Genomic DNA, 15114 nt, shown 5'->3' with positions numbered 1-15114 from the left:
ATGGTCAGTCCCATCCTCCGGCCCTACCCTCGACCACCACACCGACGTGATCGACACGCCGCTACGCGGGCGTTCTCACGTGAGGCAACGAAGGGGCTTACGCGGGCATTTTGGATGAGTCAACGCGGGGCCTTGCGCTCGCCGCGTCCTCGTGTCAGGCTCTAGAACTATGACTACCGGAAAGGCGGACACCGCCACCGTCGCGTGAGCGCCGCCCCGTTTCGCTCGGCGGCTCGACCCCGAGCGGCATTCACCGAGAACGCTGATCCCCTCTCCGACTACATTCTCGTGGTCGAGGCCGTGCGCGATGCATGGCTCACGCACGGGCTGTGCGCACACCCCTCCGATCGCACCACTGCGGAATCGGCTGTCGCGCAGCTGTATCGACAATCAAAATCCCGCGAGCCGGAGTTCGTCTGGGTTCCGTCTCCCTCAGCCGGATCGAGCCTGATCGCCGCCGAGGGCCTGGCGATGCCGATGTCGCTCGAGGGCAACGGAATCCGTGGCGCTACCGCCGGTATCGCAACCATGCTGTCGGAATCACGCAAACGTATGGACGCACGCATCAAGCGGAGGATATCCGACTGGCCGAACGAACGCCGGGCGGTCGAGACCGCACGGGTGAAGCCGCCTGCGGATGCCGCCCGCGTCGGCATCAGCCCCGATCGGATCATCCGAGCTACCGTCTGGGATTCGCTGCACATCACGCTTTTCGACGGGGTTGCAGCTGCGATACGGACGCTTCTGCCTCCAGCCGTCCTCGGTGTCACCTGGTACGGACAACAAGAAGCCCACCGAGTCGCCTACTACGACACGTACCGTCGGCTCGGCCTCGCGAACTTCCACTCCCACGACGATGCACTACTCGACGCCAACATCGCGTTGACCGGTGCAACCGGGTGGTGGTGGGCGTTCGACGGCGTATGTGTCATGGCAGAGCGTCCCACCACCCTTCATTCCGAGCCCATACCGGGTCGTGTGCACAACGAACACCGGCTGCACCACTCGGATTCCCCGGCGCTCGAATTCCAAGACGGCGATGCAGTGTTCGTTCTGCACGGAACCGTCGTCCCGGACTGGGTCGTCCGCGACCCGACTGCCGAACGCATCGCGCGCGAACGCAATGTCGAGATTCGCCGATGCGCGATCGAGCGCATCGGGTGGGACAACTACATCGATACGGCCGACCTCGCGCTGGTCGACCAAGCCGACGATCCCGGCAATGCCGGTTGCACCCTGCGGCTCTACGCGACCCCGGACGGCTGGGGGCGCACTGGCCGTATCCTGCTCGCGATCAACGGTTCTCCCGAACGCGACGGACGTCGGCGACAATACGGGCTTCACGTGCCCACATGGATCTCATCCGCACTGGACGCCGCGGGCTGGACCTACGGCCTCGGCGGCGCCGACTACGCCCGCCTCGTTCGTCGCACCTGAACAAGACCGAAACCTGACTCCCTGAACTCGAAGGTGACTCGCATGAATGCAACCATGACCTTGTCCGCTCTCACTGCCCTCACCGGCCTCGATGTGTTCGACTATCTCGCCCAGGAAGTGTCCATACCCGTCGTCGACGGTCTGCAGGCACAGGGAGATCTCATCGTGATCCCGTATTCGCTTCTCGCCGACATCGTCTCGTCCGCTCCGTGGACACGGTCGGAGAACGTACCGCTCTCGGGAGTGGAGTTGCTGCGTAGTGCTGCTGGCGGGAACCCACACAGCCTGGTCGCTGACGAAGGGGGCTGCACATGGTCGACGCCCGTCAACGACCCCAGGCGTCTCGCGCTCGGTATCCTCGACAGCCGAGCGACGGCTTACCTCATCCACCCCGAGCACGGAGCCACCGGCATCGCCCCTGGCCGGTATGTCATCGGACGGCAGCGAGAACAAAGCTTCGGGCGAACTTCCGGAAGGGCGCAGTTGGTCGCCGATTAGCGTTCGGGACCTCGTCCGAAGCAATCGGATCAATACCGGTATCGGGAATGCCGCGCGCGGCTGTCGATTACGGACCCCTACGCGTGGACCTCCCGGGCACGGTGGCCGCGGGGGCCGGTGGTGAAAGCGACTGTCTGGTGACCGCTCGCAGTGCCATCGACGGCGGCACGTGCGTCCCGGTACTCGGGTTCTCAGTCCAGGTCGAGTTCGGGTGCGGTGGCCAGGTATTCGATCTGCTCCAATGTCATCGGCACGATGGACCCTCCGATGGGGGTGGTGCTGATGATGACCTGTTGGGTGGAGGGGAGAGTGATCGAGAAGTAGGCGCTGCCGCCGTTGGCGGGGTAGTCCGCGCGGGTGACGGTGGCTCCGTCCGGCGACGTGGTGGTGATGCGATCCGGATTGATCTCGTTCAGGTACTCATCCTGCGGTGACGGCGCGGACCGGCCACTGACGACGGCGATATCCAGGCGCCCCTCTCCGGCGGCCGATGTCACGGTGATCACCTCGCAGACGTTGTCCTTGCCGAAGTCGGTCAATCGAAGTGATCCGATCGGCCGATCCAGGGCGAGGTCGTTGTTGCCCGGCATGGTCGCCCACCGGGCTTCGAGTGCCCGATCGAGACGGGCCACTTTCTCGGGGGTCAGCTCCGGCCCGTTCCCATCGGTGTCTGCGCCGCACGATGGCATCAGCGGCACGGCCGGGATGACCGGCGCCGTCACCGTCAGGGACGGGATGGTGGCGATCGCGGTCAATTCCTCGAGGGTCAACGGGATCTGTCCGCTGTGCCGGGTGCGCGCCTTCGGGTCGGTGTTGTCGGCGTCGCTGGCGGTAGCCACGATCCGGGTGCCATCGGGATGGTAAGCGACGACAGTTCGTTCGAGTGTGCGGACGCCGTTGATCTCGTACCAGGTGTCCAGCGAATCGAGCACCGTGCCGTCCGGGCGGGTGTCGCGTCGATCCAGCGCTCCTGCCACGCACGGCAGGATGGGGCGGTCCCATGCCCGGACATCGACGGTCACGGTACCGACGTGCCCGTCTCGGACCAGCGAGCCGCGGGCGTTGGTCGACCCGCTGAACAGGTCCGCGTCCCCCTCCTGCGGGAAGTTGGAGGGGTCGTAATCGGCGATCGGCTCGAACTGAAGGGACTGGCTTTGACTGGCGAAAGCCAACTCCGTCGAGTTCGGTAGCGCGTCGATGGCGGCCTGCGTCATCGCCGCCGCCTTCGCCATCGAGAACCACGGATACTTCGGATTGTCGTACTCGCCCGACCCGACGGTGGCGAAGTTGACGCGTTCAGGGTCCGAGGGCGGCTCGACTACATCGCACCCCGGAATCTGCGCCGGGTACGGCGCGGCTTCGAAAACGTAGGAGTACTCGCGGTCGGCGGTGGGCTCACCGGTCCCAGGGTCGTTCAGCAGGCCGGCCACCACGGTTCCGGCGGCGATGGTCGAGAGGATGACGACCACGTCGAACCATGTGCTGTCGCGCCATCTCCGGGCACCGTCCTCGACCATGATCGCTCCCTCGGCAAGTCGATGTTCACGGTAACCCAGATCGACCTGTCCCGTATCGAAGTGCGGGAGCTCGGCCCTTCGGTTGCTCGAGTGGTCCGTAGTCTAGTGCAGTGCAGGACAGAGAATTTCACGAGTCCGTACGGTCGCGCGAGCGTTCTGTTCTGGAGAACGCAGGTATCGGTACAAACTGTTGGACCGCTGTTCGGCCGGGTTCTAGCGTTGTCGCAAAGCCGTCCGGTGTGACGTGCAGCACGTGGGACACACTGCGACACGTCGGAAATTTGTGGAGGAGCCCAGCATGCGTTTGCAGAATCGCCTGACCGAGAAATTCGGAATCGAACACCCCATCGTCCTTGCACCGATGGATTACGTCTCCGATTGGAGATTGGCTTCTGCCGTGGCCGAGGCAGGTGGGCTGGGATTGATCGGCGGCGGATACGGCGACGAGTCCTGGTTGCACGATCAGTTCGACCGCGTGACGACCGAGGCGGTCGGCTGTGGCTTCATCACCTGGTCCATGGCGCAGCAGCCCCAACTCCTCGAGAAGGCGATCGGCCACCGTCCGGCGGCCATTTTCCTCTCCTTCAGCGACCCGGCACCGCATGCGCCTGCGATTCGTGCCGCGGGTATCCCGCTGATCTGCCAGGTGCACAATCTCGAACAAGCGCGCCGGGCGGTGGTTGTAGGTGCGAACGTGATCGCTGCTCAAGGGGGAGAGGCGGGCGGTCATGGAACAGGAACCCGATCGACGTTCACCCTGGTGCCGGAGATCGCCGACTTTCTCGCGCGGGAGGCCCCGGAGGTAATGCTGCTGGCAGCCGGTGGAATCGGCGACGGCCGAGGCCTGGCGGCCGCGCTCGCCCTCGGAGCGGACGGTGCCCTCGTCGGGACCAGGTTCTGGGCGGCCGAGGAGGCGGCAATTCCCCGCGCGGCCCAGCACCGTGCCTTACGGGCGAGTGGGGACGACACGATCAGACAGAGCGCCTTCGACATCGTGCGTGAGAAGCCCTGGCCGACTCGATACACGGGCCGAGTCCTGCACAACGACTTCATCCGCCGATGGCACGGCGACGAGTCCGGCCTCCGGGGCGTGCTTCAGGAGAAGCAGGAGCAATTCCGGGCAGCAGTGAAGGCCGAGGACTACGACGTCGCGAATCTGATCGTCGGTGAGGTCGTCGGACAGATCGATCGTGTTGACACCGTCGTGTCGATCATCGATGACATGGTCGACACCGCCGACGCCATCCTGGGCCGCACGTCCCACGACTTGGCGGCGATCGGCTCCTAACGCCCATCGGTGCGACCTCGCCAACCCTCACCCCGCGCGTCCCGGAGAAGGATTCCCCATGACCACCAGCCAGTCCGTTTCACCACCCGCTCTCGCGAGCGGTGTCGCGAAGAGCAGCCTTCGCAAGATCATCACCGCGTCGAGTGTCGGAACGTTGATCGAATGGTACGACTTCTACATCTACGGCAGTCTCGCAGTCGTCTTCTCCGGGATGTTCTTTCCCGAAGGAAACGGAACCGCAGCACTTCTCGTCACGATTGCCGCCTTCGGCACGGGTTTCGTCGTACGCCCCATCGGCGCCATGGTGTTCGGCAGAATGGGGGACCGCGTCGGCCGTAAGAAGACGTTCATGACGACGTTGCTCATCATGGGCGGCGCCACCACGATGCTCGGACTGATGCCCACCTATGACCACATCGGGATTCTGGCGCCGATACTGCTGGTGATGTTGCGGCTGCTGCAGGGTCTCGCGATCGGCGGAGAGTACGGGGGCGCAGTCGTTTACATCGCGGAGAATTCGCCGGCGAGGAAACGCGGAGCCCTCACCAGTGTTCTCCAGACCACCGCGACCGGTGGCCTCCTCCTGTCGATCGGCGTCATCGTGCTCTGCCGGGTCGGCTTGGGCGAGGAGGCATTCAGTGTGTGGGGCTGGCGGATTCCGTTCCTCCTGTCCGCGGTCCTGGTGTTGTTCTCGCTGAAGATCCGCATGAAGATGCACGAATCGCCGGTGTTCGAGGAGATGCGACGGAGCGGAAACCTCTCGCGTTCACCGATCAAGGATGCGGTTGCGCACAAGCCGGCCTTCGCGTTGCTGCTCGTCGTGCTCTTCGGAATCACGGCCGGGCTGGGAGTTGCCTGGTACACCAGCCAGTTCTACACGCTGTACTTCCTGCAGACGATCTTGAAGATCGACTTCCTCACCGCGAATGTCTCGGTCGGAATCGCCCTGGTCATCGCGACACCGTTCTTCGTCGTCTTCGGCAAGATGTCCGACAGGTATGGACGGACTCGGATCATCCTGTGCGGCTTGGTACTTTCGGCAGTCGGCTACCTCCCGCTGTTCCAGTGGGTCCGGGACGCCGCGGTCGAGGGCCACCACATCCAGATGATCGTGCCGCTGACGATTCAGGTCATCGTCGTCACCATGGTCTACGGGCCCACCGCGGCATTCCTGTCCGAATTGTTCCCACCACAGATCCGCTACACCGGACTGTCGCTGGCGTACCACATCGGGACCGGCGTGTTCGGTGGCTTCACCCCTCTGGTGGCGCTCTCGCTCAACTCCGCGACCGGGAACGTGCTCGCCGGGCTGATCTATCCCATCGCGGTAACCACGGTCACCGCAGTGGTGTTCGTGCTGACGTTGCGGCGCGGCGTGGACAGCCCGATAGTCCGGAGGGCGTGGAAGCAGATCGATTCCGAGTACTCGTCATGAGACACCCGACCCGGTACGGCGCGATCGCGTTCACTGCTCCGGTGGCCGAGCGGCAGAAGGTGACGGGGAGTATCAACTGGTACGGGGGCATGCGGGCGCAGGAGGACGACCCAGGCCTGCCCGACGAACTGGACACCCGCGTCACTGCCCTGATCCGAGTCACCGATTCGTTCTTCATCGCAACCGTGACACCCTCGGGGTGGCCCTATATCCAACTCCGAGGCGGCCCGCCCGGCTTCGTGCACGTGCCGGACCCGACGACGATTGCGCTGGCGGACTACTCGGGAAATCAGCAGTTCGTCACGGTCGGCAACCTCGACGAGAACGACCGAGTGGCTCTCTTCTTCATCGACTACCCCACCCGTACCAGAGTCAAAGTCTACGGTCGAGCCGAGGTCGTCGAGCGTGCCGACGATCCGGATCTCATCGCCCGGCTCCTCACCACACCCGGCGGGTCAGGTAAGGCCGGATGCGATCGCGCGTTCGTCATCCACGTCGAGGCCCTCGACCGGAACTGCACGAAGAACATCCCGCCGAAGTACGGCGAGGCGCGCATGCGGGAGTCGCTCACGTTGGCCCGCAAGGGTCTACAGGAAGAAATCGAACGACTGCGATCCCGCAATGCAGAACTGGAGCGGGATGTCGCCCGGCTTCGCCGGCACACCGACGACGGTCAGTCGCGTTGACCGACCGTGGCACTGCCGGGTGGCGGAGAGTGCCGGATCGCGGCGTCCCGCAGTACTCGCAGCAGCGGCGTCGCGCGGTTGCGGCGGTACACGAACCTCACGACCGCGGGCGGCGCACCGACCAGCGGGATGAACTGGACGTTCCGATGGGTTACCCGCCTGCGGGCCACTTCGGGAACCGTGCCGACACCCCGATCGGCGGCGATCAACTCGAGCCAGTCGTCGAAGTTCGAGCACGTCACCACCGGGCCGTCGTGGTTCGGCCACAGATCTTCGGATGTGGTGCCGCTGAGGGTATTGATGACCAGGGGAAGCGTTCCGAACTCGGCCCAGTCGATCGATTCTCGGGTCGCGAGAGGCGACGCAGTCGAGACCGCCGCAATCCGCTGCTCCTCGAACAGTGGATGTTGTACGAACTCGTCGCCGGGAACATCCCGGCGGACGACGGCGGCGTCCACGGTGGCGTTGTTCAGTGCGGCGATGGGGTCGTCGTAGCGTCGCGGAACGACGGTGGCGCGGGAATTCTTCTCGACGTCGTCGATCACCTGCTGCGCCCACGGATCGGGCAGGAGCCAACTGAAGCCGAGGACGAGGGATCGGTTGGTGTACAGCGCAACCGCGGAATCGAGATCGCCGAGGATGACGCGCACCTTCTCGACGAACCCGGCACCGTCCTCGGTGAGGGCAAGTGCCCGCGAGGTCCGGTCGAACAATCGCACGCCGAGTGAGGTCTCGAGCTGCTGCACCGTTCGGGTGAGCGCCGGCTGGGTGATGTGGAGAGCGTTCGCCGCGGCGGTGAACGAGCCTGCCTCGGCGATCGCAACGGCCGCCCGCAGATGCCGCAGTTCGATGGACATAACTCCCAAGCATAGATCCGGCCGAAGAGGCATTTCCGCTCCGCACTGCGGCGGTGCACGATGAGAAACGGAAAGACCACGCACACATCGACCGAAAGGATCCTGGTGTTCGATCTCGAGGACGGCCTCCGAATTCCCATCATCGGGGCGCCCATGGCAGGAGGGCCGAGCACGCCCGAGCTCGTTGCCGCGGTCTCGTCCGCCGGTGGCCTCGGTTTCCTCGCGGCCGGGTACAAGACCGTCGATGCGGTTCGGCGTGAGGTCGACGCGGTCCGCGCGCTGACGAGTGCACCGTTCGGACTCAATCTTTTCGTCCCCGGCCGCCCCCTGGCAGACCGTGCCGCGGTGGAGGCCTATCGGGCGCGACTGCAGCGACTCGCGGAACACTGGCAGGTGTCGCTGCCGGAGGTCGTCGACTTCGACGACGACGCCTTCGACGCCAAGGTCGGCCTCGCGGTCGAGCTTGCCGTTCCCGTGGTGTCGTTCACCTTCGGTCTTCCACCGCGGGACGTCGTCGATCGGTTACACGACGCCGGCAGCGCCGTGGTGGCCACGGTGTCCGATGTCGACGAGGCGTGCTCGGCCGCAGGGGTGGGCGTCGACGCGATCGGTCTACAAGGAGTCGACGCGGGCGGGCACCGGGCGACGCTCGACCCCGGCGCCGAGCCGGACCCACGTTCGACGAGGGAATTGGTCGAGGCGGCCCGCTCGGCAATCGACCTTCCCATCATCGCGGCGGGTGGGATCGCGACCGCAGCAGACGTCGCGGCGGCACTCGCGGCCGGCGCCACCGCCGTCCAGATCGGTACCGCTCTCCTCGACGCCGACGAGGCAGGGACCAAACCCGCGCACCGGGCCGCGTTGCACGACGCCCGCTTCACCGACACCGTCGTCACCCGCGCGTTCTCCGGTCGTCCCGCGCGTGGCCTGGTCAATGACTTCATCACCGACTTCGATGCTCACGCGGTGGCGGCATATCCACAGGTACACCTGCTAACCAGTGGGCTGCGGGCCGCAGCAGGCGCCGCCGGCGACCCGCACGGCCTCGCACTCTGGGCCGGCACCGGCTATCGCAGTGCTCGTTCGGCCCCCGCAGGGGAGATCGTTCGGGACCTGTGGAGTGAAACGCGGTAATTCTCATGGACATCGGCGATCTGAACTTCTTCCTGGCCGTGGCCCGCGCCGGCGGAATCTCCCGGGCATCGAAGGAACTACTGACGGTTCAGTCGAACATCAGCTCACGGATCCGCGCGCTCGAAGACGAACTCGGTGTGGAACTGTTCCGCCGCCATGCCCGTGGGGTGACCCTGACGAACTCCGGCGAACGTCTGCTGCCCTATGCCGAACAGATCACTCAGCTCGTGCGGGAAGTGACGCAGGTCGTCAGCGACGATCACGAGCCGGGTGGACGACTGGCGATCGGCTCCATGGAGACCACCGCCGGGTTGCGGCTCCCCGGGGTGCTGGCCGCCTTCAGCGACGAGTGCCCCCGAGTCGACTTCACCTTGGCGACCGACACCACCGACGCGCTGACCACCCAGGTGATCGAGCATCGACTCGACGGCGCGTTCGTCTGCGGCCCGGTACGGCATCCGGACCTGGTCGCCGAGCAGGTCTTCATCGAGCAACTCGTGCTGGTGAGCGGTGTTCGCGTGGCCGATCTGGACTCCGTAATGACCGATGGCCGGCGGCACAAGGTTCTCGTCCTCCGGGCCGGCTGCGCCTACCGGGCCCGCCTGGAACGGCTCTTCGAGCAGCACGGAGTGCCGAGCCCGGACGTCCTCGAGTTCGGAACTCTCGAGGGCATCCTCGGGTGTGCGGCCGCGGGGATGGGCGTGACCCTGCTGCCGCTGGGCGTGGTGACCACTTCGCCGTTGGCGGCGGCGTTGAAGGTGCATCACCTCGCGCCGGCCGACTCGCGCGCGGAAACCCTGTTCATCCGCCGTAAAGATTCCACCATGACCCCTGCGATGTCGCGTTTCCTGTTCCACACCCACGAGTCCAGCCGCCCGGCTTCCCTGAAATCCGTGGCTCGCTAGAGGGACCTACGCGCCGACCGAATGTTGTTGAAAGAGAACGCATGAACGCAGTAGACAGCGCCGACGAGCTGACCGCATTCCGCACGCCGACATCGCCGTGGATCACGGTCGGCCAGGTCGGGGCCGCATTGGCGGCGAGCATGGGCATCGGACGGTTCGTCTACACGCCTGTTCTCCCTCTGATGGAGGCCCAGGCAGGATTGACACCGTCGGCGGGCGCCGCTCTGGCGACGGCAAACTATCTGGGATACCTCGTCGGCGCGCTGGCCGGAATCGCCCTACCCGGCTTGATGCGCTCGGCGGCAGCCATGCGTGTCTCGATGCTGATCCTGACCACCACGCTGGCGCTCATGCCGGTGACATCGAACGACACCGCCTGGGCCGTACTGCGTTGTGTTGCGGGTGCCACCAGCGCGATGGTCTTCGTCATCGCGGTCAGCGCCATGCACTCCAACCTGAGTGGGCACGCGGCACACCTGTCGGGTTGGGCGTTCGGCGGAATCGGAGCAGGTATTGCCCTGTCCGGGCTCGTCGTCCTCATTTTGCGGTCGGTGAGCACGTGGGGCTCCGTGTGGTGGGCGGCCGCACTGCTGACCCTGATCTGCACCCTCGCGGCGTGGACTCTCACACCGGAACGCGCTCCGACTGCGCCGCCGGCCGAGCGCAGAAGATCGCACAAGCAGGGGCACCGCCGGTTCGGTGCGCTCTTCGTCAGCTATTCCCTCGAGGGCGTCGGGTACATCATCGCCGGCACTTTTCTCGTGGCAGCGATCGACCACACCGCAGGCAGCTTCGCCGGCAGTGGCGCCTGGGTACTCGTCGGGCTGGCGGCGCTACCGTCCGGTCCACTCTGGGCGTTGCTCGGCAGACGATGGTCTCGCCCGATCCTGCTGGTGATCGCACTCGTCATTCAGGCCGCCGGCATCGCGTTGCCCGCGGTGGCAGGCGGCATCTGGCCCGCCCTGGTCTCCGCCTTCCTGTTCGGGGGAACATTCCTCGGCATCAGTCAGATGTCGCTGACGATCGGCGCTCACCTCCAGTTCCCACGCGCGGTCGCGATCCTGACGACCGGATACAGCCTCGGTCAGATCGCGGGCCCGCTCATCGTCACACCACTGCTTTCCGATGGCTATCACCTGGCATTGCTCGTCGCTTCGGGCATCGTTCTGGCGGCAGCACTCGCCGCCGCGGTACTGACCGCCCGGTTTCGTCAGCGAGCCACGGTCGAATGAGGAGTGGTAGTCGAAAAGCAGGTATGCGCACGCGTACTTCGGCCGATGTGGTCACGACGAGTCGCGGCCATGCTGGCTTCACGTCGCCGGCGCCGCGGCACGGTCGAGAGCACACGGAGATCGTCATGGTGAGTCAACACAGAGGTCGAAGATTTCAACCACTTCACGCAATTCGCGCGAGCGTAGGCGGCGCGGCCTGTCTCGCCGGCCTCGTCATCGGCGCCATGGCGCTGACAATTCTCGCGTTCCCGGCACCCGGCGTGCAGGCTGCAACGGTCACGTCCCAGAGCCGGTACAGCGCGGGGGAGTGGACCCACCCCGCATGCCTCCACTCACATCAGGTCTGTCGAAACGAGTCGGAGCCACAGCCATAGGCGAGTGGTCGGATCGTCGAAGTCGATATGGAACTCCTCGGTGCGGCGGGTGATCCGGTACCGAATGGTATTGCCGTGGACATGCACTCGGCCGGCCGCTGTGGACACGTTCGCGTTCGAATCGAAGTACGCACGCAGAGTGATCAGAAAGTCGGTGTGGTGGGTGGCGTCGTACGCCCGGATCGCATCGATGACGTCGAACTTGTCGAGATGCTTGTCGGCTGTGTACTTGCCGATCTCGAGTAGGTTGAGCTCGGTCCAATAGTCTTCGAACACAGCCGCTGCCGGGAGCTGGGGAGTCGGATTGTCTCGCGTGACCGACTGCTGACGCATCAGGTACTGCAATGTGCACACCGCCTCGGTCCGGAATCGAGGTAGCTCCCTGATCTGCTCGGCGATGCCGCCCACCGCGGCGACATGGTCGAGCGGATCGACAGACCGGGTGGACGGCTAGTGACCGTTCGCCGCGAGTGTGAGGTACCCGTCGATATGCTGCACGCATCCTTACTGCACACAGCGAAGAGACGGTGATCGAGTTGTCTGATGCGCAACGTGGCCAACCCGGACAAGCCGCACGCCGTGATGGACGGCCCGATCCTCGACGTCGGCGCGCAACCGTGGACGCGCACATCGTGTTGCCGACCATCGACGGGCAGTCGTTCGCGTCGTTGCGCCGCCGGGCCACGCCGAGGGCGGAGCGGTACGCACTCGGCAAACGCCTGCGCAAGCAGACACCGCGGTCCGCGCTCGGCGAGTGGCGCGCACCGGACGATCGCCCCGATGTGGTGGATCAGATCGGTGTGTCGCACCAGGGTCGGGTGGAATCGCTCATACCGGTCAGGGTCGGGCGGATGGCGGCCTCGCCGTACGGTTTTCTGCGCGGCACCGCGATCGTGATGGCCCAGGACCTCGCCGGGCTGCCGGTGACCGGAATCCAGCCGGTGATCTGCGGGGATGCGCATCTGGGCAACTTCGGGTTCTACGCGTCGCCGGAACGTGACCTGGTGCTGGATCTGAACGACTTCGACGAGGCACATCCCGGCGGCTGGGAATGGGACCTGCGCCGCTTGACTGCGAGCATCTGGGTGGCGGGCCGGCAGAACTCGGCGACCGAGGGGCAGTGCGAGAGTGCGGTGCAGTCCTGCGTCGCCACCTATCGCAAGCATGTGCGCTGGCTCGCGGAACAACCATTGCTGGCGCGCTCGTTCGAGCGACTCGACCTCGACCGGCTGCAGACGACGGCGTCGGACGAGTCGCTGCGCCACGAGATCACCCGCGCCGCGGAGCGGGCTCGGCGCCGCGTCAGCGACCGGGCGCTGCCTCGATTCACCGAGCAGGACGAAACCGGCCGGCGCATCGTGGAGGAGCCGCCGCTGATCACCCGGGTGTCCGAGGCGGAGGCCGAGCAAATCGCCGCCGGGCTCGACGAATACCTCACCACGCTGCCCAGCCACTGGGCACGACTGCTCAGTGGCTACACCGTCGTCGACGTCGCGCACAAAGTGGTCGGCGTGGGCAGCGTCGGACTGCGTGCCTACGTCGTGCTGTGCGAAGGGAGCAGTGCCGACGACGTGGTGTTCCTGCAGCTCAAGCAGGCGCGTCGTTCCGTCGTGGCGCGCTTCGTACACGGCGAGTCCGCCTGGCACGACCACCAGGGCCGGCGCGTTGTCGAGTACCAGCAGGCCCTGCAGACCGTCAGCGATCCGTTGCTTGGCTGGACCACAGTGGAGGGCCGGCAGTACTACGTGCGGCAATTCCGGAACATGAAGGGCGCGATCCCGATCGACCACCTCAGCGCGGCAGCGCTGACCGACTACGCCGGCATCTGCGGGCGCCTGCTCGCGAAGGGCCACGCGCGGACCAGTGGTGCGTCGATGATCGGCGGCTACGTCGGAAAGTCGGACACGCTCGACGTCGCACTGAGCCGGTTCGCGCACGCCTATGCGGATCAGACCGAACGCGACCACGCGACTTTGGTCGACGCGGTCAAGCGGGGGAAGTTGCCGTGTGAGCCGCTGACGTGAATCGGTGTGTATTTGTCGTCCGGTTTCGCGGCGGCCACACTCTGGTCGCCCGCCCCTCGCGGCAGTGTCGCGGCGGACGGGTCAGTCGTCCTACTCCGGCTCGAGCTTGGCGATGCAATGAGGTGATGCCGAGGGAATCGCCGAGTTTTTCCATCCGGCGGGTGGAGACGCGGAACAGGTAGCAGGTGGCCACCACCGAGGTCAGCGCCCTCTCGGCGCGTTTGCGGCGCTGCAGCAACCAGTACCCCCTCCACGTCACCAGTTTTCGTTGCGACGACCAACGAAGGACTGTCCGATTCTGCTTGTGAACGTGAAGCTGCATCTTCGGGTCCCGCATGTGTACCGCAACCTGTCAGGGTCGCCGTCAATGCCAGCACGATAATTGTTTTCGCGAACAGTCGTGTTGTAACGCTCACCCAATCTCCTTGAATTGTCGGATGATTCCCGGTCGAACGAAATGGAGGCGTCGATGTGGCCACGGGCGAGTAGGGCGGGTTGCTCGGGACGGCCGGTACCAAGCAGTTTCACGGCGACAGGGTCGACCCCGAGAGTTCGCAGGCGTACAGGAAGGCTTGGAGCCCCGCCAATGGCAGCCAAGTATCTGCAGGTGCGGCATCCGCCGCATCAAGACCGTCCCGGTAGCCGGACCCGAAAGGCTGACCTGCATGGATGTGGGAGATCGGCGAAAGACAGATAGGGCGTTGACTACCGCACGCCAGCCTCCTGGCGGTACATCCCCGTTTCTCAGCCGTCGCGAGTCGGAGAGTTCATTCGATTCGGCGGAATGCTTCGCGTGCGGTCCTCGTTGGGTCTTGCGGGTTCGCCTACCGGACCGCTGGGGGTGTGCCGGGGCGCGAGCGCACTGATACTCGAATTCTCAGTTCCAGTCGACCGACCCATGGAGTACAGATGACGCCTTCCTTCCCTCCGCTCGCCGCATCGGTCCATGCCGCTGTGGCCGACGCCGTGGCGGTCGTGCGCATCGAGCGACCGCCGGCCAACGCCTTCGATCCTGCGCTGATCGCGGAATTGCTCGACACCCTGAAGCCGCTGGCGGCGAACACCGACGTGCGGTGCATCGTGCTGCGCGGAACGGGACGCTTCTTCGTGGCCGGCGCCGACATCCGAGTGATGCGCGAACTGTCGGAGGAGACGCAGCACGCGATGCGGCCCTGGATCGAGGTGCAGCAGGTCCTCGAGACCGCTCCGAAACCCGTGCTGGCAGCCCTCAACGGGCATGCACTCGGCGGCGGAGCGGAGTTGTCACTGGCCTGTGACGTGCGGGTGATGGCGGCGTCGGCGTCGATCGGGTTCCCGGAAATCGGTCTCGGACTGTTTCCCGGGGCCGGCGGCAGTCAGCGCTTGCCCCGCTTGCTCGGCGCTCATCGAGCGAAGCTCCTCATGATGGAGGGTCGGCGCCTGTCCGCCGACGAGGCCCGCCGGATCGGCTTGGTGGACGAGGTGGTAGCGGACGACGAATTCGACGCGCGGATAGACCGTCTCGCCGCCGAGTGGGCGGCGAGACCGACGGCCGCAATCGGCCTCCTCAAGCGAGTCGTCGAAGCAGGACGGACACTCCCACTCGATCAGGCACTGGACGCGGAGTTTGCCGGTGTCCTCGATCTCATTCGCACGGCCGACGCCGCCGAAGGGCTACAAGCCTTCCTCGACAAGCGTCCGCCGCATTTCACTGGCCGCTGACCCGGCTCGCCACCTCACCCGAAGGA

13 protein-coding genes and 1 pseudogene are annotated in these 15114 nt (G+C 65.7%); 10 read left to right on the top strand and 4 right to left on the bottom strand.

The window, feature by feature from the left end; translation table 11 throughout:
- The first annotated feature begins 204 nt into the window (after positions 1–204).
- Positions 205–1437, top strand: a complete 1233-nt coding sequence (locus tag HGB39_RS39160; RefSeq protein WP_005562236.1) for a DUF6745 domain-containing protein — start codon at positions 205–207, stop codon at positions 1435–1437.
- Positions 1438–1479: 42 nt separating this feature from the next.
- Positions 1480–1935, top strand: coding sequence for a DUF8820 family protein (locus tag HGB39_RS30630; protein WP_043787586.1), 456 nt, complete (start codon positions 1480–1482; stop codon positions 1933–1935).
- A gap of 191 nt (positions 1936–2126) precedes the next feature.
- On the opposite strand, the gene HGB39_RS30625 is transcribed toward HGB39_RS30630, so the two are convergent.
- Positions 2127–3452 carry a hypothetical protein gene (locus HGB39_RS30625; protein ID WP_005562234.1) on the bottom strand — a complete coding sequence of 442 codons (1326 nt, stop codon included), beginning with the start codon at positions 3450–3452 and terminating at the stop codon, positions 2127–2129.
- A gap of 298 nt (positions 3453–3750) precedes the next feature.
- Here HGB39_RS30625 and HGB39_RS30620 point away from each other — a divergent pair, with 298 nt between their 5' ends.
- The 3 genes from HGB39_RS30620 to HGB39_RS30610 are packed head-to-tail and all read left to right on the top strand — an operon-like array spanning position 3751 to position 6861.
- The gene (locus HGB39_RS30620; protein ID WP_005260617.1) at positions 3751–4740 is read left to right on the top strand and encodes an NAD(P)H-dependent flavin oxidoreductase; all 990 of its coding nucleotides are present in this window, start codon (positions 3751–3753) and stop codon (positions 4738–4740) included.
- Between the two features lie 58 nt (positions 4741–4798).
- A complete protein-coding gene (locus HGB39_RS30615) occupies positions 4799–6175 on the top strand; it encodes an MFS transporter (RefSeq protein ID WP_005562233.1) in 1377 nt (458 codons plus the stop codon).
- Positions 6172–6861 (top strand): pyridoxamine 5'-phosphate oxidase family protein, encoded by a 690-nt coding sequence (locus HGB39_RS30610; protein WP_005562232.1) that lies wholly within the window; start codon positions 6172–6174, stop codon positions 6859–6861. Before HGB39_RS30615 ends, HGB39_RS30610 begins: the two co-directional genes overlap by 4 nt.
- On the opposite strand, the gene HGB39_RS30605 is transcribed toward HGB39_RS30610, so the two are convergent.
- Positions 6849–7718, bottom strand: coding sequence for a LysR family transcriptional regulator (locus HGB39_RS30605; protein ID WP_005562231.1), 870 nt, complete (start codon positions 7716–7718; stop codon positions 6849–6851). The genes HGB39_RS30610 and HGB39_RS30605 overlap by 13 nt on opposite strands.
- A 105-nt stretch (positions 7719–7823) precedes the next feature.
- Here HGB39_RS30605 and HGB39_RS30600 point away from each other — a divergent pair, with 105 nt between their 5' ends.
- Genes HGB39_RS30600 through HGB39_RS30590 form a run of 3 tightly spaced genes read left to right on the top strand, consistent with a single transcriptional unit; the run spans position 7824 to position 10989 of the window.
- Positions 7824–8852, top strand: coding sequence for a nitronate monooxygenase (locus HGB39_RS30600; protein ID WP_005562230.1), 1029 nt, complete (start codon positions 7824–7826; stop codon positions 8850–8852).
- A gap of 5 nt (positions 8853–8857) precedes the next feature.
- A complete protein-coding gene (locus HGB39_RS30595) occupies positions 8858–9757 on the top strand; it encodes a LysR substrate-binding domain-containing protein (RefSeq protein WP_005562229.1) in 900 nt (299 codons plus the stop codon).
- Between the two features lie 41 nt (positions 9758–9798).
- Positions 9799–10989, top strand: coding sequence for a YbfB/YjiJ family MFS transporter (locus HGB39_RS30590; protein WP_005562228.1), 1191 nt, complete (start codon positions 9799–9801; stop codon positions 10987–10989).
- A gap of 332 nt (positions 10990–11321) precedes the next feature.
- Here the strand turns inward: HGB39_RS30590 and HGB39_RS30585 are convergent, their stop codons facing one another.
- On the bottom strand, positions 11322–11771 hold the full coding sequence (locus HGB39_RS30585) for a PucR family transcriptional regulator (RefSeq protein WP_005562226.1): 450 nt from the start codon (positions 11769–11771) through the stop codon (positions 11322–11324).
- A 209-nt stretch (positions 11772–11980) separates the two neighbouring features.
- On the opposite strand from HGB39_RS30585, the gene HGB39_RS30580 reads away from it, so the two are divergent.
- Positions 11981–13387: a DUF2252 domain-containing protein gene (locus HGB39_RS30580; RefSeq protein WP_005562224.1), complete on the top strand. Its 1407-nt coding sequence runs from the start codon at positions 11981–11983 to the stop codon at positions 13385–13387.
- 109 nt (positions 13388–13496) lie between these two features.
- Here the strand turns inward: HGB39_RS30580 and HGB39_RS30575 are convergent.
- Positions 13497–13628: pseudogene (locus HGB39_RS30575) on the bottom strand (transposase); the annotation flags it as partial.
- A gap of 668 nt (positions 13629–14296) precedes the next feature.
- Here HGB39_RS30575 and HGB39_RS30565 point away from each other — a divergent pair.
- On the top strand, positions 14297–15088 hold the full coding sequence (locus HGB39_RS30565) for an enoyl-CoA hydratase/isomerase family protein (protein ID WP_005562223.1): 792 nt from the start codon (positions 14297–14299) through the stop codon (positions 15086–15088).
- Positions 15089–15114 lie beyond the last annotated feature (26 nt).

It is taken from the genome of Rhodococcus opacus (assembly GCF_012396235.1).
GTDB classification, from domain to species: Bacteria; Actinomycetota; Actinomycetes; order Mycobacteriales; family Mycobacteriaceae; genus Rhodococcus_F; species Rhodococcus_F opacus.
Note: the sequence above shows the minus strand (reverse complement) of the source record. Positions and strands in the feature narration are given on the sequence as shown.